Below are 18,889 nucleotides of genomic sequence, written 5' to 3'. Positions count from 1 at the left end.
ACTGAGATGACGATGGTGCAGACGCACGCGTGCGGTGGGGGCTGATCGCGCCCCCACCGCACGGATCGGGGACTACTTGATGGCGTCGGCCCAGCGCTCCCCGAGGAGCGTGTTGGCGGCGGCCGTGTCGTCTTCGGTCGGGGTGATCCAGTCGTCGCTGCTCGTGCCGAACGTGGCGGCCTCGAGGAGCGACTCATCGACGGAACCGGCCTGCTGCAGCGCGTCGGCCCGCACCGGAACCGCATTCGCCTCGAGGTACAGGCTCTGCACCTCGTCGGAGAAGATCCACTCCTGCCACAGCCGGGCGGCAGCGGGGTTGGGGGCGTCCTTGTTGATGGCCTCGTTGTAGAAGGAGACGTACGCGGGCCCTTCGAGCACGGTGGTCTTCCAGCTGGGCTTGTCAGCGGCGGCCGCGATGTTGTTGAACGACCAGTCGAAGACCAGCGGCGTCTCGCCCGAGGCGATGGTCGCCGGCGTCGGGTCGACGGTCAGCAGGTTGCCCGCGTCCCGCAGCTCGGAGACGAAGTCGATGCCGGGGCCGAAGTCGTCGACGCCTCCGCCGTTCAGCGCGGAGATCGAGCCGACGGCGGCGAACGCCGCACCGGCCTGCGTCGGGTCGCCGTTGAGCACGACGGATCCCTGGTACTCCGCATCCAGCAGGTCGTCGAGCGCCTTCGGCTCGGCGAGCGCGTCGGCGTCGTAGCCGATCGACATGATCCCCGAGTAGTTGTTCACCCAGAGGCCGGTCGACTCCTTGTTGCCTGCGGGAATGTCGTCCCAGGTCTCCACCTGATAGGGCGCGAACTTGTCGAGGTTGTCGAGCGCCACCGCGGTGCCGAGGTCGAAGACGTCGGGCGCCGTGTCCTGCCCCTGCAGGTTCTCCGCGGCCTGGATCTCCTCGGCGCTCGATGCATCGGGCGACGCCGAGTTGACGGTGATGCCGTACTTGTCTTCGAAGCCGGTGATGATCTTGCCGTAGTTGGCCCAGGTCTCTGGCAGCGCGATGACGTTGAGCTCGCCCTCCTCCTGCGCCGCGGCCACGAGTGCATCCATGCCGCCGAAGTCTTCGGCGCTGGTGGCGGTGGCTGCGTCGGTCGATGAGCTCGATCCGCCTTCGGCGTTGCTCGCCGTGGAGCAGGCGGCGAGCGAGCCGCCGATGAGGAGGGCGGTGATCACGGCGGCGGAGCGCACAATAGCGCGAGAGGTCACGGGTGTTCCTTCCAACAGATGGGGTTCGGATCGCCGGGAGGCGCGTGCGGACTCGCCCGTGAGGGGCGGCCGATCCGAGACCCCACGCTAGAAGTGCGCGGTGGCCGGGACGGAGCTACGCGGTGGCTGCTGGGTGAACGGTGCGTGCACCCGATGCAGCACGAGCGCGGATCGGGCGGTCAGTCGCTCGACAGCATGACGATCGAGCTCGTCGACAGTGTGGCGGCATCGGGGTCGAGGTAGACGTCGGGTTCGATGTAGATGACGCGTGCGGCGGGGACGGCCTCGCGCACGCGTCGCTCGGCGAGGTTGATGATGACCGAGACTTCGTTCATGGTCTTCGTCGGGGCGATGTCGACCTTCGCGCCGACCATGAACTCGTCGGGGCCGAGATAGAGGGTCTTCATGTGGATGATGCGAATGATGTCCTGCGACTTGAGGAGCGCCGCCTCGATCTTGGCGACGTCGTCGTCGTTCGCGCCCTCGCCGACCAGCAGGCTCTTGACCTCGATGCCGAGCACGATGGCGACGGCCACGAGCAGCACGCCGATCGCGACGGTTGCGATGCCGTCGAAGAGCCCGTTGCCGGTGAGTACAGTGAGGCCGACGCCGATGAACGCGAACACCAGACCGAGCAGTGCGGCGAGGTCTTCGAGCAGCACGACGGGCAGCTCCGGCGCCTTGGATCGGCGGATGAACTGGAACCAGCTCGAAGTCCCCTTGTGCGGCCGGCTCTCTCGCACCGCGGTGCGCAGCGAGAAGCTCTCGAGCACGATGGCGATGAGGAGCACGGCGAGCGGGAGCCACCACACCTCGAGCGCGTGGGGGTGCTGAATCTTCGACACGCCCTCGTAGACGGAGAAGACGCCGCCGATCGAGAAGAGCACGATCGCGACGACGAAGGCGTAGACGTATCTGACGCGACCGTAGCCGAACGGGTGCTCCTTATCGGCCTTCTGCTGCGCTCGCTTGCCGCCGACGAGCAGCAGTACCTGGTTTCCCGAGTCGGCGAGCGAGTGCACGCCCTCGGCGAGCATCGAGGAGGAGCCCGAGAACGCCCACGCGATGAACTTCGTCACCGCGATTCCCAAGTTGGCGAGTAACGCCGCGATGATCGCCTTGCTGCCGCCTGACGCGCTCATTCCAGATGCCTCCCATGATGGACCTCGAGTGTCCGAATTGCTGGCCCAAGTCTATGCCGCACCCCGCGTCGGGGCGGTATGGAAACGGACAAGGTCAGCGTCTCATTCTGTCGGAGGTGCTCCATACACTGGGGGCATGGACGAATCGACAGCTTTCCGTACCACTGCCCGCCTGCCTCGCACCGCGATGATCGGTGTCGGTTCGATGGGAGGCGCGATTCTCGAGGGCCTGCGCGCACCCGACGTCGACATCGAGCGCCCGATCGTCGTGACGACGAAATCCGAGGCGAGCGCGCGGGCCTTCGCCGACGCGAGTGACGTGACGGCGACGTCGTCGGAGCGGGATCCGGACGCCAACCGGCGCGCCGTGCGCGGCGCCGAGCTCGTCGTGCTCGGCGTCAAGCCGTGGATGATGCGCGACGTCGTGCGCGAGATCGCCGCCGACCTGGAACCGGGCGCGGTCGTGGTGAGCGTGGCCGCCGGCGTGCCGAGTTCCGCGATCGAGGCCGAGCTGCCCGAGGGGGTGCCCGTGGTGCGGGCGATGCCGAACACGCCGTCGACCGTCGGCCTCGGGGCAACGGGCATCGCGGGCGGCGCCTCAGCCACGTCGGAGCACGTCGCGCTCGTGCAGCGCATGTTCGCCACAGTAGGGGAAGCGCTGGTCGTGCGCGAGGATCAGATCAACGCCGTCGCTGCGGTGTCGGGATCCGGCCCGGCCTATCTGTTCCTCTACGCGGAGGAGATGACGGCGGCAGCGGAACGCGCGGGATTCGACGAGGATCAGGCTCGCGCACTCGTCAAGCAGACGATCGTGGGCGCAGCCCAGCTGTGGGCGCAGAGCGATGAACGCCCCGAGACGCTCCGGCGGAAGGTCACCAGCCCGAAGGGCACGACCGAGCAGGCCGTGCTCGAACTCCAGAGCGGTGGCTGGGCCGACCTCTTCGACCGTGCGCTCGCCGCCAACATCCGTCGCTCAGAGGAGATCGAGCGGGGGGAGTGAGCCGGGCTATCCGATCGCGGCGAAACGCTCCACGTCTGCGGCGGTGCCGCTCACGATGATCAGGTCGTGACGCGAGACGATCGTGTCCTGCGTCGCGTGGGTGAAGGGCTGCCCCGGCGTCTTCACGCCGACGACGGTGACGCGATAGCGCGTGCGCACGCCGCTGTCGCTGAGGGAGCGATTGCGGATGGACCGCGGCGGGTACATCTTCGCGATGACGTAGTTGTCGTCGAACTGGATGAAGTCGAGCATGCTGCCGCTCAACAAGTGCGCGACCCGCTCGCCGGCCTCGCGCTCGGGGTAGATGACGTGGTGCACGCCGATGCGCTCCAGGATCTTGCCGTGCGACAGCGAGATCGCCTTCGCCCAGATCTGCGGGACGCCGAGATCGACGAGGTTCGCCGCGATCAGCACGCTCGACTCGATCGAAGCCCCCGTGGCGACGACCGCGATCTGGAACTCGTCCGCGCCGATCTGCCTGAGCGCCTCCATGGAGCGGGCGTCGGCCTGCACCGCGTGCGTGACGCGGTCGGCCCACTTCTGCACCAGGCCGGGGTCGGTGTCGACGACCAGCACTTCGCGATCCTGACGATCGAGCTGCCCGGCGGTGGCAGCGCCGAAGCGCCCGAGACCGATGACGATCACCGGGGCATCACTGCGAATATCAACCAACGATCGGCCTTTCTTCGGGGAGGCGGAACATGCGTGAGCGGCTCGTCGCTGCGACAGCCGCCGCCAGCGTAACGGTTCCCACGCGGCCTGCCCACATGGTAGCGGCAAGAATGTACTTGCCCGGGTCATCGATCTCACTGGAGAGGCCCGTCGAGAGGCCGCAGGTGCCGAACGCCGAGATCGCCTCGAACAGCACGATGTCGAGCGGTTCTCGAGTGAGGTGCATGATCGCGACGGAGGCCGCGAGCACGATGGTCGCGCCCCAGATGAGCACGGAGACGGCCACGCGCAGCACTTCGTTGGGGATGCGCCGATCGAAGGCCTGCATGTCCTTGTACCCGCGCGCTTCGGCATAGGCCGCGAGGAACAGTACGGCGATCGTCGTGACCTTGATGCCGCCGGCCGTGGAGGCAGATCCGCCTCCGACGAACATCAGCATGTCCATCACCAGCAGCGTCGACCCGTTCATATCGGACGGGTCCATGACTCCGAGCCCGCCTGAGCGCGTCATCACCGACATGTAGACCGAGCTGAAGAGCGTGTCGCCGAGCCCCTGCGAGCCCAGGGTGCGGGTGTTGTTGAATTCGAGCCCCGCGATCGCGATCCACCCGAAGACGACGAAGAGGAGCGTCGTCGTCAGCGTGAGCTTCGCATGCAGCCCGAGCCGCTTGTGCGCCCGCCAGCCCCCGCCCACCACGTAGCGGTAGAGGGCGAAGATGACGGGGAAGCCGATGCTGCCGAGAAAGACGCCGACGGCGAGCACGCTGAGGAGATAGGTATCGGTCGCGAACGGTTCGAGACCGCCTGGAAGCGGCACGAACCCGGTGTTCGTGAAAGCGGATGCGGCAAGGTAGAACCCGTTCCACAGCGCGTGCCAGAAGGTGTACCCCTCTGCGATGAGGCGCGGGGTGATGAACGCGGTGAGCGCGAGCTCGATCACGACGAGACTCGTCGCGACCGCGGCCAGGAGGCCGCCGATCTCGCCGAGGCCGACGGCCTGGCTCTCGGACACGTCCCGCCCCATGCGCATCGGGTTCGTGTCTCCGGCGGCCAGCAGGCGCGAGCGCAGCCCCAACCGACGAGTGACGGTGAGGCCGAGGATGCTCGCCAGCGTGAGGACGCCGATGCCGCCGATCTGCAGGCCGCCCAAGATCAGCAGATCGCCGAAGAGCGACCAGTGCGTCGCCATATCCACGGTGGAGAGCCCGGTGACGCAGATGGCCGATACCGCGGTGAAGAGGGCGTCGGCGAGCGGGGTGACCTCGCGCGTGCTGCTCGCGATCGGAAGCGAGAGGAGCGCCGTCCAGACCAGGATCAAGCCGGTGAACACCAGAAGCGCCACACGTGCAGGCGATGAATGGATCAGGCTTCCGATCCACGACTTCAGCGAGAGCGCTCCGGTGAACCGGGCGCTCACAGCGCGTGTCCTCACGACTCCTGCTTTCGGGGCGATGGTGAGAGTCGAAGCATGACGCGGCCTCGACTCGATGCTGTCATGGTACACATCCCGGAGTCCTCATGAGCGCGACACGTGCGCAAGGCGCTCGCAGGCCGGGACAGATCCGGGCTCCTCCCACTACTCTGGTGCCTATGCCAGATATCTTCGGAGTCATCGCCGACGCGACCCGGCGCGACATTCTGCAGGCGCTGCTCGAGAAGCATGTGCAGCAGGCCGAGATGAGCGTGTCTGAAATCGTGGGCAGGCTCGAGATCAGTCAGCCCACCGTGTCGAAGCATCTCAAAGTGCTGCGCGAGGCCGAACTCGTGGTCGTGCGCGAAGAAGGGCAGCACCGGTTCTACTCGCTCGACCCCGAGCCGCTCGAGATGGTGGAGGACTTCGTGATCCCCTTCCTCTCGGCCGGGTTCGAGACGGAAGTGACGGTGGAGTACCTGTCGGAGAGCGGTGAGCGCGTGCACGGGCCCGGCGAGCACGATGAGTTCGACGAGGTGCTGCCCGAAGAGGCGACCGCAGCAGCAGAGCGGATCGGCCGGGCTGCGGCGCGTGCAGAGCACCGGGTGAAAGAACTCGTCGCGCGATTCAAACTGCGCGGCTGAGCGGCTCGAGGCGGCCGTTCGCACCGCTCGGTTCGCATCTGCGGCCGACGCCAGGTAAGATCTATGTTTTATGGGCCCCGACTCCCAGCGGCCCGAGAGACGTTGTGAGGTTAATGTGGGTTCAGTAATCAAGAAGCGTCGTAAGCGCATGTCAAAGAAGAAGCACCGCAAGCTGCTTCGCAAGACGCGTCACCAGCGTCGCAACAAGAAGTAGTCGACGCCGTCAGAAGACGGCCGATCGATGAAAGGCGCCGCCCATCCCGGGTCGGCGCCTTTCTCGTGCCCGGAATGTCAGACCGTTCTGGGTGCGCGTAGACTCGAGGCATCATGTCTGCCGTACGCCTGACCCTCATCGGCAAGCCGGGCTGTCACCTGTGCGACGACGCTCGATCGGTCGTCGAGGAGGTGCGCGAGCGGCTCGATGCAGCCGGCGTCGCGACGACGCTCGACGAGCGCGACATCACTCGTGACGCGGCCCTCGCCGAGCTGCACGCCGAGCACATCCCGGTGGTGCAGATCGACGGGCGACGTCACGCGATCTGGCGCGTCGATCCGGATCGCCTCGCCGCCGCCGTGACGAAGGCCGCCCGCAATCCGCTGCGTGCGCTGCGTCGCCGATAGCCCCGAATCCCCGACCGTACGTCCGCAACCCGAGGAGTCCCCATGGCACTGCGCCACATCGTCAGCTGGAAGTTCGCCGGAGAGACCCGGGAGGAGCGCGACGCGCACGCGGCTCGGGCCATCGCCGCCATCGAGCCGCTCCGAGATCTCGTGCCCTCGGTGCGCGCGCTCTCCGTGCATCGCAATGAGCTGTTCGACGGAGCGAACTACGACGTGACGCTCATCGCCGACTTCGACGATGAGGCGGGGCTCGCCGAGTACGCGTCGCACCCCGAGCACCTGCCGGTGATCGACCTGGTGAAGGGCATCGCCACCGCCAGGGCCGCCAGCGACTTCACGATCTGAGCGTCGGCCGCCACGTCCGCGTGCGTTCCGCCGACGCCCGGTCCTCGAGCCGACGCCCGGTCCTCGAGCCGACGCCGTGTCGGAGCGCCGAGACCCGGTCGGAGTACCGAGGCTCTATCCTGCGTACGAGATCTCGGGAGGGGCCGGGTGCGCGGGCAGGGAGTCGGCGTCGGCCGGGTACGAGTCTCCCTCGTACGCGACGTAGCCGCGCTGAATCTCGATCTGGTCGGCCAGGTACTTCGCGTCGTGCCAGACGCCCCAGATGAAGCTCGACCCGCGGCGCGACTGCCACGGTATGCCGAGGAAGTAGACGCCGGGCTCGACGGACACGCCGCGCTGCTGCACCGGTCGACCGCGTTCGTCGAACGCATCGACCTCGAGCCAGGAGTAGTCGACGGTGAAGCCGGTCGCCCACACGATCGAGGTGATCCCCGCAGTGGCGAGGTCGAGTTCGAGAATGGGATTCGCGACGCACTCCGGAGTGGGCCCGAACTCACGCGCCTCAGGCTCCTCCGGCAGGTCGAGTCCGTTGCGCTCGATGTACGCGTCCGCCTCGTCGAGCAGCGACAGGTAGTTGTCGTCGCCGCGCGCGATGTTCGCGGCGAGATCGGTGCCGAAGCGCAGCACGCCGTCTGAGAAGGCGTTCGCGCGGCCGACGAGCGTGATCCCCGAATCGGCGAGCTCGCGGAAGTCGATCGTGCGGCCACCGTTCGCTCCGCTCACCGCGATCGTCACGTGCTCGGCGCCCTGCGGCGGTGCCGAGGCCTCCCACTTGCCGAGCACGCCCAGCCACCAGACGAAGTTGCGACCGCGGTAGCGCTGAGGAGGACGGTCGTGGGGGCCAACGGCGAGTACGACGTCGCGGCCGGATCGCCGCAGTTCGTCGGCGATCTGCACTCCGGAGGAACCGGCGCCGACGACGAGCACACCGCCGTCCGGCAGCTGCTCCGGGTTGCGGTATCCGCTCGAATGGATCTGATGCACGCCCGCATCGCTCGGCACGAGCGGCGGGATGGACGGATTCTGGAATGCGCCGGTCGCCGCGACGACGTAGCGCGCCCGGATCGGACCGGCCGATGTCTCGGCGATGAAGCCGGGCGCCCCTGAGGCTTTGCGGACGCTCGTCACGTTCACGCCGGTGCGGATCGGCAGCTCGAAGCGCTCCGCGTACTCCTCGAAGTACGCGGCCACGCGCTCCTTCGGTGCGAACGCGTCGGGATCGACGCCGGTGAACTCCAGGCCGGGGAAACGGTCGTGCCAGGCGGGGCCGTTGGCGACGAGCGAGTCCCAGCGCTCTGAGCGCCAGCGTTCGGCGATGCGACGCCGTTCGAGCACGATGTGCGCGATGCCCCGCTGGGACAGGTGTTCACTCATGGCGACTCCGGCCTGGCCGGCGCCGACGACGAGGACTTCGGTGGCCTCGATTTGCTGGCTCGTCATACGTTACTTCTCCACTCGCATCGCTTCGCTGCTGACGCGTTTCGGGTGCAACGCCCCGAGACGCTCCGGGCGAGATCCTTGCCCGGGTGCCTCTCAGACAACCTCACGAGACGAGCATCTGGCCAATACACGTTCGCGGTACACTCGATCACCGCAGCAGATCGATCCCAGGGAGAGCATCGGATTTGGGGATGCCCCGGTTGCGGGGCGAGGGAGGCTCAGTTCGGGGAGAACAGGGCTCCGATCGCCTCCTCGACGGCGCGCGCGCGGCTCGATCGCCGCACCTGCGCGAGCGACGACACCTCCATCGTGAGCCCCGCGGCGTCGTCCGATATCTCGACGGCGGCGATCTCGGCCCCGGCGTACGTCTGCGCGGTACGCGGGCGCTGGTTGAGAATGGAGAAGCCGAGGCCCATGGCCACCATCGAGCGAACGGTCTCGTAGCTCGTGCTCCGGTATCTGAGGTTCGGGGAGATGCCAGCATCGGTGAGAATCCGCACGAAGTAGTCGCTGCTGCTCGGCAGATCGAGCAGCACGAACGGCTCGTCGGCGAGTTCCGCGAGTGCGATCCGTTCCCGCTGCGCGAGCGGATGGGAGCGTGCGAGGATCACGTGCGGCCGGAACTCCGCGACGAGGGTGTTCTCGATGCCGTCCCCGCTCGGGAGGTCGTAGGTGACGGCGAGCTCGGCCCTCCCGTCGCGGAGCGCCGCCAGGCACTCCGAGTGATCGCCCTCCAAGACGGTGACGTCGAGCCCCGGGTGCGTCTCGCGCACCGAGCTGAGCAGGCGCGGAAGCACGAACGGCGCGAGCGTCTTGAAGCAGGCGATGGTGATGGAGCCGTGCACCTCGCGCTGGTCGGAGCGGATCGAATCGATCGTGTCGTTGAGGGTGCCGAACAGGTGGTGCGCGTCGCGCAGCAGCGTCTCGCCGGCCGTCGTGAGGATGAGCCCCTTCGAGTGCTGACGGATGAACAGCGAGGCGCCGAGGGAGCGCTCGAGCTGCGTGATCGCCGTCGAGACCGCCGATTGCGCGACATGCAGCTCGGCACTGGCCGCCGTCATGTTGAGGGTCTTCGCGCACTCGGCGAAATAGACGAGTTGCGTGAGGGTGATCGGGAACCGCTGCACCATGTCGGGCCTCCTTGCTCGAACGAACGAAGCGTTCTCGCCGCCATAGTCGATCTGATGAATAGATATGGTGAGTAACTTTTAGCTATTTTACAGATACCGGAATCGCTCGAAGAATGGGGGAAAGCCGGGCGTGAGAGCGCCACTCGACGAGGAGGATCCTGTGACGGAAACGACGCACGTGCGCCTGCGCAAGTTCAACACTAAAGAGACGTACCCCGAGCAGAATCTCGACAACGATCTCTGCCAGGCCGTCGTCGCGGGCGGGGTGGTCTACCTGCGCGGGCAGATCGGTCAGGATCTCGACACCCGGGAATCGGTCGGCATCGGCGATGTCGTCGCGCAGACCGAGCAGGCGATGTCGAACATCAAGATGCTGCTCGACGAAGCGGGGAGCCGCCTCGAAGACATCGTGAAGGTCACCATCTACATCATCGATCCGCGATACCGCGGAGACGTGTACCGCACCGTCGGCAGGTGGCTGACAGGCGTCTACCCCGTCTCGACGGGCATCGTCGTGCAAGCGCTCGCGCGCCCGGAGTGGCTCGTCGAGATCGACGCGACCGCCGTGCTCAGCGAGCGGTGAGCGCATGACCTTCTCACTGCTGCTGCGCGATCCCGAGTCGGGAGAGTTCGGATCGGCCATCTCGTCGTCGTCCCCCGCCGTGGCGGCCCGGTGCGTGAACCTCGCCGACGGCATCGGCGGTGCGCACTCGCAGAACGTCACCGACCCGCGGCTCGGGCACCGGCTCATCGAGCAGCTCCGCGCGGGGGCGACGGCCGCTGAGGCGCTCTTGGCGGTCGTCTCCTCCACCGACCAGACCTCGATCGCATACCGCCAGCTGCTCGTGCTCGACGCCGATGGCAGAACCGCCGTCCACTCGGGGGAGCGGGCGCTCGGAATCTTCGGGGCGACGGAGCGCGAGAACGCCGTCGCGGGCGGCAACATGCTGGCGAGCCTCGACGTGCTCGATGCGCTGGTCGAGACGGCGCTCACATCGCACGGCTCGATCGAAGAGCGGCTGCTCGCAGCGCTCCAGGCGGCGATCGCCGCAGGCGGCGAGGCCGGCCCCGTGCACTCCGCCGGGATCTCCGTCGTCGCGAATGCAGGTTGGCGGGTCACGGATCTCCGGGTGGACTGGTCCGACGACCCGATCGCCGAGCTCGGGCGCGCGCTCGACGAGTGGTTGCCGCAGCGCGACGCGTACGTGAACCGCGGGCTGAACCCGGCAGCCGCACCGTCGTACGGGGTGCCCGGCGATGAGTGACGCACTGAAGCAGCGGATCGTCGAGCAGCGGGAGCGCATCGACGACGATCTCATCGCACTCTCGAACCGTCTGCACGGCGACCCCGAACTCGGATGGCAGGAGCACCGCTCGTCGGCAGCGGTCGCCGCGGTGCTCGCGTTTCACGGATTCGCGGTCGAGCAGCCGTATCTCGGCCTGGAGACCGCGTTCCGAGCGACGCTCGGCGATCCGGAGTCCGCCGGGTTCACCGTCGGCTTCCTCGCCGAGTACGATGCGCTTCCGGGGCTCGGGCACGCCTGCGGGCACAATCTGATCGCCGCGATGTCGGCGGGTGGCGCGATCGCGCTGGCAGCGGTCGCCGATGAGCTCGGGATCGCCGTCGAGGTGATCGGCACGCCGGCCGAGGAGGGCGGGGGCGGCAAGATCGAGCTGCTGGAGCGCGGAGCGTTCACCGAGCTCGACCTCGCGCTCATGGCGCACCCGGCACCCGTCGATGTCGCCGAGGCGCGTCCGTTCGCCGTCGCGCACTGGCACGTGCAGTTCGACGGCGTCGCGGCGCACGCCGCCGCGTATCCCGAGCGCGGGGTGAACGCGAACGACGCGTTCATCATCGCCCAGACCGCGATCGCACTCCTGCGTCAGCAACTCCCCTCCGGCGTGCGCGTGCACGGGGTGCAGACGCGCGGAGGCGAAGCGCCGAACGCGATTCCCGAACGCACGGAGGGGCGCTGGTACGTGCGCGCCGAGACGATGGAACAGCTGCTCGCACTCGAATCGCGGGTGCTGCGGTGCTTCGAGGCGGGCGCGCTCGCCTCCGGCGCGAAGCTGACCGTCACCCCGGAGAGCAAGCGATACGCCGAGATGCGCACCGATGCGGAGGCGCTCGCCGTCTACCGAGCCAATGCCGTCGCACTCGGCCGCGACTTCGACGTCCCGCCGGAGGCGGCCACGATGAATCGCGCCTCCACGGACATGGGCAATGTCTCAGCCGTCGTCGACGCCATCCACCCCTACATCGGAGTCGGCGGGGCGGCGTCCAACCACCAGCCGGCCTTCGCCGACGCGTGCGTCGGGCCGATCGCCGAGCAGACCCTCCGCGACGGCGCCACCGCGCTGGCGTGGACGGCCCTCGACGTCGCCCGTACGCGCGGGCATTCCGCGTAGGCCGCAGCCCGACCGGCACCCCCGCGAGCGCTGAATGCCCGCGAACCGCGAATCACCACATCCAGGAGCAAAGGAACCGTCAATGTCGACCTCCGAACCCATTCGAGAGCTCAGCGACCTCGTCGACCAGAAGAGCCTGCGCAAGAGCGTCGCCGCCGGCGCCATCGGCGTGCTGGTGCACTGGTTCGACTGGGCCGTCTACGCCTACCTCGCGGGCACCATCGCCTCCGTCTTCTTCCCCGAGGAGAGTGCGACCGCCGGCCTGCTCGCGACCTTCGCAGTCTTCGCGGTCTCCTTCCTCGTGCGCCCGATCGGCGCCATCATCTTCGGGCGGCTCGGCGATCGACTCGGCCGCAAGCAGACCCTCTCGATCGTGATCCTCGCGATGGCGCTCTCGACGCTCGTGCTCGGGCTTCTGCCCGGGTACTCCACGATCGGCATCCTGGCTCCGATCCTGCTCATCGCGACGCGCATCGTGCAGGGGCTGGCTGCCGGCGGCGAGTTCGGCAGCGCTGCGGCCTTCCTCGGCGAGTTCTCGCCGGCGAAGCGCAGAGGCTTCGGCGTCAGCTGGCTCGAGTTCGGCAGCCTCCTCGGGTTCCTGCTCGCCTCATTCGCAGTGTTCCTGCTGAACCTGGCCTTCGATCAGCAGCAGATCGCCGATTGGGCCTGGCGCATCCCGTTCCTCATCACGGTGCCGCTCGGCTTCATCGGCCTCTACATCCGCCGCAAGATCGAGGACACCCCCGAGTTCCAGCAGCTGCAGGAGCTCGAGACCGTCTCGCACGCCCCCGTCAAGGAGGTGTTCCAGCGCAACTTCAAGGAGTTCATCCAGACCTGCGGCATGGAGACCTTCATGAACGTCACGTTCTACGTCGTGCTCGTCTATCTGCTCACGTACCAGGAGGTGACCGTCGGCATCGATGCCGGCAACGCGGCGCTTCTCTCGACGCTCGCCTCCGCGCTCGGACTCATCGTCGTGCCGCTCGCGGGGATCGCATCGGATCGCGTCGGACGCAAGCCGGTGCTGCTCACGGCCGCGGTCGCGCTCACGGTGCTCTCCGTTCCGCTGTTCATGCTGATGAACGACCCAGCGCCGTGGGCGACATTCGTCTCGACGCTCGGGCTCGCCCTGATCCTCGCCATCGTGCTCGGCACCCACGCCGTCACCGTCGTCGAACTCTTCCCGACCCGCACGCGGCAGACGGGCCTCTCGATCGCCTACGCCCTCACGGCGGCACTGTTCGCCGGCACCGCACCGTACCTGCTGACCTGGCTCATCGACACGACGGGCGATCAGCTCGTCCCCGGCTACTTCCTCGTCGGAGTCGGGCTCGTCGGCGTCGTGACGGTGCTCAGCCTGCCCGAGACCCGCGGCATCCCGCTGCTCAAAGCGCAGGATCTCGAGACGGCGACCGTGACGATCCCCGATATTCGCACCGCCGGTAGTTCCAGCACTCTCAGCACCCCCAGCACCCCCAGCACCCCCAGCACCCCCGGCACCCGCATCGAAGGAGACCCGTCATGACCAGAACCCTCGCAGAGTGGCAGGCAGCCGCGGCCGCACTCGAATTCGATGGCCGACCGGTGATCGACGGCGTGAGAATCGCCGCGAGCACCGGTGAGACCATCACCAAGACGAACCCAGCCACCGGCGCCGCTCTCTCGGAGATTCACGCGTGCAGCGACGTCGAGGTCGACGCCGCGGTCGCCTCCGCCAGGGCCGCCTACGAGTCGGGAGCGTGGTCGCGGGCCGGCGCCGGCTTCCGCCGCGAACGCCTCCTCGAACTCGCGTGGCTGATCGAAGCTCGGGCAGATGAATTCGCGCTCTACGACTCTCTTGACATGGGCAAGCCGGTGCGCGAGTCCGCGTCGATCGACGCACCCGGATCCGCGGCCCTCTACCGCTTCTACGGCGAGGCCATCGAGAAGCAGGAGGATCTGATCCCGGTCACGCCGCCGGGGTCGACGGCGCTGGTGACGCGCGAAGCGCTCGGCGTCGTGGCGGTGATCGTGGCGTGGAACTATCCGCTCGAGATCGCGACGTGGAAGCTCGCGCCCGCGCTCGCCGCAGGGAACTCGGTCGTGGTCAAGCCTCCGGTGGAGGCCTCGCACTCGACGCTGCTGCTCGCCGAGCTCGCGATCGAAGCCGGCATCCCCGCCGGAGTGCTGAACGTCGTCACGGGGCGCGGATCCACCGTGGGACGCGCGCTCGGTCGGCACGAGGACGTCGATATGCTCGCATTCACCGGCTCGACCGAAGTCGCCAAACAGCTGCAGCAGTACGCCGGGCAGTCGAACATGAAGCGACTCGCGCTCGAAGCGGGGGGCAAGAGCTCGAATCTGATCTTCGCCGACTGCGACGACCTGCGCGCTGCAGCCGAGAAGGCCGCCTTTGGAAGCTTCTACAACCAGGGCGAGGTCTGCTCGGCGAACTCCCGCATCTTCGTCGAGCGGGAGGTCTACGAAGAATTTCTCGCGCTCTACGCAGAAGCGGCTCTGGCGTACGCGCCCGGTGACCCGCTGGATCCTGCGTCGGGAATCGGTTCGCTCGTTTCAGAGAGGCACGCCGACGAGGTGTGGGCGACGATCGAGCGGGCCCGCACCGACGGCAGGATCGCCGCAGGCGGCACCCGGCCCGAGATCAACGGCTCGCGCGCCTTCATCGAGCCGACGATCGTGACCGACGTGCCGGCCGATCATGAGGTGCACACACGAGAGATCTTCGGACCCGTCGCTGTCGTGACACCGTTCGACTCGGAAGACGAGGCGATCGCGCGCGCGAACGAGACCCCGTTCGGCCTCGCGGCCTCGCTCTGGACGGGAAGTCTCTCGCGGGCGCACCGGGTGTCGCAGCGCCTGGTGGCCGGCACCGTCTCCGTCAACACCGTCGACGCACTCGGCTTCACCACCCCCTTCGGCGGATTCAAGCAGTCCGGTTTCGGGCGAGACCTGTCGGTGCACGCGCTCGAGAACTACACCGACTACAAGACGACGTGGCTGCAGTGGGGGTGAGCACCGTGGACCGCGCCAGGTGATTCACGACACGATCGCACCGGAACACACCAGTGAACGCGTCAGAGGCCACTTCACACCGAAGTGCGAACCGATGTCGACGCGGCATTCAACACAGCAGAAGAGGAAACGAACATGAACGGTCTGGCAGAAAAGGTTGCATTCGTCACGGGCGGAGGCTCGGGCATCGGGCGGCAGGTGTCGCTCCGCCTGGCGCGGGAGGGCGCGAAGGTCGGCGTCGTTGACCTGCGCGAAGCGGCGGCTCAATCAGTCGTCGAGGAAATCGTGGCCGGTGGTGGCGAAGCGATCGCCGTGGTCGCCGATGTCACGTCGGCGGCGCAGGTCGAGGCAGGAGTCGAACGCCTCGTGGACGCGTACGATGCCGTGCACTTCGTGGTGAACTGCGCCGGGGTGGCGCTCGGCGAAGGCGGCGTCGTCGACTGCACTGAGGACGCATGGGATAAGACCATGGCGATCAACGTCAAGAGCATCTTCCTCACCGGCAAGTACGCCATTCCCCGCATCATCGCAGCGGGTGGCGGCTCGATCGTGAACATCGCGTCCGTCTTCGGCATGGTTGCAAACCCAGATGAGTGCGGGTACGCCGCTTCGAAGGGCGCGGTGATCAACCTCACGCGCCAGATGGCGGTGCAGCACGCGCAGGATCGCGTGCGCGTCAACGCGGTGCTCCCGTCCGACTGCGATACGCCGCTCATCGCGGGTCTTCTCGGCGTCGAAGGCGCCGCGCTCGAAACTGCGAAGGCAGAACTCGCCGCGCCCATCCCCTTCGGACGGCTCGCTCAGCCCGAGGAGATCGCTTCGGGCATCACGTTCCTCCTCTCCGATGACGCTGCATTCATCACCGGGGTCTCACTTCCCATCGACGGCGGCTTCCTGACCAAGTAGGTCGGAAGCAGCCACTGGAGAAAGCCAGCAACCATGAGTGCAACGTCGCAACCTCACGTTCCCACGATCGAAGACAAAACGATCCAACCCATTCCCCTCGACGAGCGTCACGGCAAACCACGTGACCTCTTCACCATCTGGTTCGGCTCGAACATCATGGTGCTCACGATCGTCACCGGCGCCCTCAGCACGACGGTGTTCGGGCTCGACTTCTGGAGCGCGGTGATCGCCGTCGCGATCGGCAACCTCCTCGGCGCCGTCTTCATGGCGCTCCATTCAGCGCAGGGGCCTCAACTCGGCGTTCCGCAGATGGTGCAGACGCGTGGCCAGTTCGGATCGTACGGCGCACTTCTCGTCGTGATCGTGACCGTGCTCATGTACGTCGGTTTCTTCGCGGCGAACCTCGTACTCGGAGGCCAGGCGCTCTCCACGATCATTCCCGGGCTGCCGGTGAACGCCGGCATCATCATCATCGGCATCGTGAGCGTCATCGCGACGATCTACGGATACCGCCTGATCCACGCCTATACGAAGATCTTGAGCATCGTCTCCGGTATCGCGCTCGTGGTCGCATTCGTGCTGCTCGCGATGTCGGCGACGGGGAGCGACTTCGGCGTCGTGGGCGGCTTCAGCTGGGGCGGCTTCATGGGAACCGTCTCGGTAGCGGCTCTCTGGCAGATCGCCTACGCGCCCTATGTCTCCGACTACTCGCGGTACCTCCCCCGCGATACGGGCCCGAAGGCGGCGTTCTGGGCCTCCTACTGGGGCTGCGTGCTCGGCGCGACGCTGCCGATGATCCTCGGCGCACTCGTGGGTGCGAAGCTGCTCGCCGCCGGAATGAACCCGGACAACGTGGTCGAAGGAATGGGACAGTTGCTCCAGCCGGTGACCGTCGTGATCGTCGGCATCTTCTCCTTGGGCGTCGCGGCGACGAACTCCATGAATCTGTACTGCGGCGTGCTGTCGACGCTCACCGTCGTCCAGTCGTTCAAGCCCTCGTGGACGCCGCGTGCCAAGACTCGTGCAGTGACGGCGGTCATCATCTTCGCGATCGCGCTCGGCCTCGCGCTCATCGGGGCCGACAACTTCCTCGTGTACTACTCGAACTTCCTCGCCCTGCTGCTGTACGTGCTCGTGCCGTGGACGGCGATCAACCTGGTGGACTACTACTTGCTGAAGCACGGCGACTACCGCGTCGCCGACTTCTTCAAACAGGACGGCGGCATCTACGGCCGATTCAACTGGGTGGCGATCGGCTGCTACGTCCTCGGCGCAGTCATCCAGATCCCATTCATGGTGACGGCGCTGTACACCGGTCCCATCGGAGCCGCGCTGGGTGATGTCGATATCTCGTGGATCGTCGGGCTCATCGTGATCTGCCCGATCTACTTCTTCGCGCAGCGCGCTGTGGAACGCCGCCAGGCGGAACGTCGCATTCCGGTCGAGGTCTGAGCCGATCGAATCCGCTCGAGGCCGCCGGGGGCCGGCGGCCTCGAGCCAGGGAGCGTTGATGAGTACGATTGCGGATGCCGGCGACGGGCTCACCCGGTCGACGGGCGAAGACGGCGTGCTCGTGCTGCACGCGCTCGAGCGGGCTCGGCATGACCCGTTTCGAAGCTTCATCGCCGTGGCGGAGTCGGCGCCGCGGTCGTCTCATCCCCGAGCCGCGTTCGCCGGGGTGCCCTTCGCAGCGAAAGACAATCTCGAAGCGCGCGGCTTCCCGACCACCGCGAATACTCCGGCGTTGCTCGGCACGTCGGGCACTGCAGAGAGCCCGGTGGTCGCTGCGCTTCGCGCTGTCGGTGCGGTGTTGATCGGCAAGACGGGCATGCACGAGCTCGCACTCGGCGTCACGTCGAGCGCAGCCGCGTTCCCCGCGACCGTGAATCCGCGGGATTCGCGTCGGAGCGCCGGTGGCTCATCGGGGGGCTCGGGTGCAGCAGTGGCCGCGGGGATCGTCCCCTTCGCGCTCGGCACCGACACTGGGGGATCGATCACCATTCCAGCCGCGTGGTGCGGAGTCTACGGTTTCCGCCCATCGACGGGCCGCTGGTCCGCTCAGGGGACTGTGCCGCTCTCGAGCACGCGCGATACGGTCGGCGTGATCGCCGAATCCGTGCAGTGGATCGCCGAGGTGGATCGCGTGGTCGCCCCCCGATACCAGGGGCACCGAAGCGGGCGTCCACCGAAGCGCTCTCGGATGCGCATCGGGATTCCCGATGAGGACTCAGAGTGGGTGACGCACTGCGACGCCGAGGTCGCGCGTGCATGGATGGAGGCGTTGCTGATTCTCGCCCAAGTACCCGACATCGAGCTGGTACCGGTGGTGGATCCGGGCCTGCACCGAGCGGAGCGGTCGTGCGGAACCACTATCGAGCTCTACGAAATCTCACACGAGCTGACGCGCTATCTCGGCCGGCTGCCGGAGCCGATCCCGTTCGGCGAGCTTCGCGATCGAGTTGCCCGCGCGGAGGTTCGCGATCTGCTCGACGAGTCGCTCGGGCACCGCAATGATCAGCACGGGTACGCGGCGGCGCTGAGGCTGCGCAGCGCTCTGCAGCGCATGCACACGGAGTTCCACACAGCGTATGCGCTCGACGCCCTGCTCTACCCATCCGTGCCGATGGTCGCCTCGTTGCTCGAGGCTCCTCGTCCACGGGCCGAGGCGGCCATGGGCGAGCGGGCGCCAGGCGATGCCGGAGTCTTCGTGCGCGCAACGCGGAATGTGAACCCGGGCTCGGTGGCGGGCGCCCCGGCTCTCACTGTGCCAGCGCCCCGTTACTCCGAAGGTCTCCCTGTGGGGCTCACACTCGAAGGGGCGCGCTTCGCCGATCGCCGGCTCATCGAGGTGGCCGGACGCGTGGCCCGCCGGTTGCACGAACATGCCGATCAATTGAAATGATCTAGATCACATCAAAAGACTATTTTACCGATCGATCCGGCCCTGG

General features: G+C 67.4%; 19 protein-coding genes. 13 read left to right on the top strand and 6 right to left on the bottom strand.

From position 1 onward, the window contains the following. Window positions 1–72 precede the first annotated feature (72 nt). Complete coding sequence (locus JE033_RS06795) at window positions 73–1,209, bottom strand: ABC transporter substrate-binding protein (RefSeq protein WP_200330308.1); 1,137 nt, start codon at window positions 1,207–1,209, stop codon at window positions 73–75. 179 nt (window positions 1,210–1,388) lie between these two features. Then, window positions 1,389–2,351 (bottom strand): cation diffusion facilitator family transporter, encoded by a 963-nt coding sequence (locus JE033_RS06790; protein WP_200330306.1) that lies wholly within the window; start codon window positions 2,349–2,351, stop codon window positions 1,389–1,391. Window positions 2,352–2,487: 136 nt separating this feature from the next. Here JE033_RS06790 and proC point away from each other — a divergent pair, with 136 nt between their 5' ends. Beyond that, a complete protein-coding gene (gene proC / locus JE033_RS06785) occupies window positions 2,488–3,351 on the top strand; it encodes a pyrroline-5-carboxylate reductase (RefSeq protein WP_200330304.1) in 864 nt (287 codons plus the stop codon). A 6-nt stretch (window positions 3,352–3,357) separates the two neighbouring features. Here the strand turns inward: proC and JE033_RS06780 are convergent, their stop codons facing one another. Together JE033_RS06780 and JE033_RS06775 are read right to left on the bottom strand one after the other, a co-directional pair. Continuing rightward, the gene (locus JE033_RS06780) at window positions 3,358–4,023 is read right to left on the bottom strand and encodes a TrkA family potassium uptake protein (protein ID WP_176698264.1); all 666 of its coding nucleotides are present in this window, start codon (window positions 4,021–4,023) and stop codon (window positions 3,358–3,360) included. Further along, the gene (locus JE033_RS06775; protein WP_200331082.1) at window positions 4,016–5,389 is read right to left on the bottom strand and encodes a TrkH family potassium uptake protein; all 1,374 of its coding nucleotides are present in this window, start codon (window positions 5,387–5,389) and stop codon (window positions 4,016–4,018) included. Before JE033_RS06775 ends, JE033_RS06780 begins: the two co-directional genes overlap by 8 nt. 224 nt (window positions 5,390–5,613) lie before the next feature. Between JE033_RS06775 and JE033_RS06770 the strand changes: the two genes are divergently transcribed. From JE033_RS06770 to JE033_RS06755, 4 genes are all read left to right on the top strand, one after another. Then, window positions 5,614–6,078 (top strand): helix-turn-helix transcriptional regulator, encoded by a 465-nt coding sequence (locus tag JE033_RS06770; RefSeq protein ID WP_090146433.1) that lies wholly within the window; start codon window positions 5,614–5,616, stop codon window positions 6,076–6,078. A gap of 115 nt (window positions 6,079–6,193) precedes the next feature. Continuing rightward, window positions 6,194–6,292, top strand: coding sequence for a 30S ribosomal protein bS22 (locus JE033_RS06765; RefSeq protein WP_005504750.1), 99 nt, complete (start codon window positions 6,194–6,196; stop codon window positions 6,290–6,292). Between the two features lie 113 nt (window positions 6,293–6,405). Continuing rightward, complete coding sequence (locus JE033_RS06760; protein WP_200330302.1) at window positions 6,406–6,699, top strand: glutaredoxin family protein; 294 nt, start codon at window positions 6,406–6,408, stop codon at window positions 6,697–6,699. Between the two features lie 42 nt (window positions 6,700–6,741). Further along, the gene (locus JE033_RS06755) at window positions 6,742–7,044 is read left to right on the top strand and encodes a Dabb family protein (RefSeq protein ID WP_090146438.1); all 303 of its coding nucleotides are present in this window, start codon (window positions 6,742–6,744) and stop codon (window positions 7,042–7,044) included. 114 nt (window positions 7,045–7,158) lie between these two features. Here JE033_RS06755 and JE033_RS06750 read toward each other — a convergent pair whose 3' ends face one another. Together JE033_RS06750 and JE033_RS06745 are read right to left on the bottom strand one after the other, a co-directional pair. Continuing rightward, entirely contained in the window at window positions 7,159–8,484 is a 1,326-nt protein-coding gene (locus JE033_RS06750; RefSeq protein ID WP_200330300.1) for an NAD(P)/FAD-dependent oxidoreductase, read from the bottom strand. Between the two features lie 218 nt (window positions 8,485–8,702). After that, window positions 8,703–9,614, bottom strand: a complete 912-nt coding sequence (locus tag JE033_RS06745) for a LysR family transcriptional regulator (protein ID WP_200330298.1) — start codon at window positions 9,612–9,614, stop codon at window positions 8,703–8,705. Between the two features lie 160 nt (window positions 9,615–9,774). Between JE033_RS06745 and JE033_RS06740 the strand changes: the two genes are divergently transcribed. The 8 genes from JE033_RS06740 to JE033_RS06705 all read left to right on the top strand — a co-directional run bounded on the left by JE033_RS06740 (window position 9,775) and on the right by JE033_RS06705 (window position 18,843). Further along, on the top strand, window positions 9,775–10,197 hold the full coding sequence (locus JE033_RS06740) for a RidA family protein (RefSeq protein ID WP_200330296.1): 423 nt from the start codon (window positions 9,775–9,777) through the stop codon (window positions 10,195–10,197). A gap of 4 nt (window positions 10,198–10,201) precedes the next feature. Further along, window positions 10,202–10,879: a DUF1028 domain-containing protein gene (locus JE033_RS06735; RefSeq protein WP_200330294.1), complete on the top strand. Its 678-nt coding sequence runs from the start codon at window positions 10,202–10,204 to the stop codon at window positions 10,877–10,879. Further along, a complete protein-coding gene (locus JE033_RS06730) occupies window positions 10,872–12,023 on the top strand; it encodes a M20 family metallopeptidase (protein ID WP_200330292.1) in 1,152 nt (383 codons plus the stop codon). Before JE033_RS06735 ends, JE033_RS06730 begins: the two co-directional genes overlap by 8 nt. Window positions 12,024–12,105: 82 nt before the next feature. Then, a complete protein-coding gene (locus JE033_RS06725) occupies window positions 12,106–13,548 on the top strand; it encodes an MFS transporter (protein ID WP_200330290.1) in 1,443 nt (480 codons plus the stop codon). Continuing rightward, a complete protein-coding gene (locus tag JE033_RS06720; protein ID WP_200330287.1) occupies window positions 13,545–15,035 on the top strand; it encodes an aldehyde dehydrogenase family protein in 1,491 nt (496 codons plus the stop codon). The genes JE033_RS06725 and JE033_RS06720 overlap by 4 nt, the downstream gene beginning before the upstream one ends. 135 nt (window positions 15,036–15,170) lie before the next feature. Further along, window positions 15,171–15,941, top strand: a complete 771-nt coding sequence (locus tag JE033_RS06715) for an SDR family NAD(P)-dependent oxidoreductase (RefSeq protein ID WP_200330285.1) — start codon at window positions 15,171–15,173, stop codon at window positions 15,939–15,941. Between the two features lie 33 nt (window positions 15,942–15,974). Continuing rightward, window positions 15,975–17,393, top strand: coding sequence for a cytosine permease (locus tag JE033_RS06710; protein WP_200330283.1), 1,419 nt, complete (start codon window positions 15,975–15,977; stop codon window positions 17,391–17,393). A gap of 58 nt (window positions 17,394–17,451) precedes the next feature. Beyond that, window positions 17,452–18,843 carry an amidase family protein gene (locus tag JE033_RS06705; protein ID WP_200330281.1) on the top strand — a complete coding sequence of 464 codons (1,392 nt, stop codon included), beginning with the start codon at window positions 17,452–17,454 and terminating at the stop codon, window positions 18,841–18,843. Window positions 18,844–18,889: the final 46 nt, after the last annotated feature.

The sequence above is a fragment of the Leucobacter sp. L43 genome (genome assembly GCF_016597785.1).
GTDB lineage: Bacteria > Actinomycetota > Actinomycetes > Actinomycetales > Microbacteriaceae > Leucobacter > Leucobacter alluvii.
The sequence above is the reverse complement of the archived record's forward strand: the minus strand, read 5'-3'. Positions and strand labels throughout refer to the sequence as shown.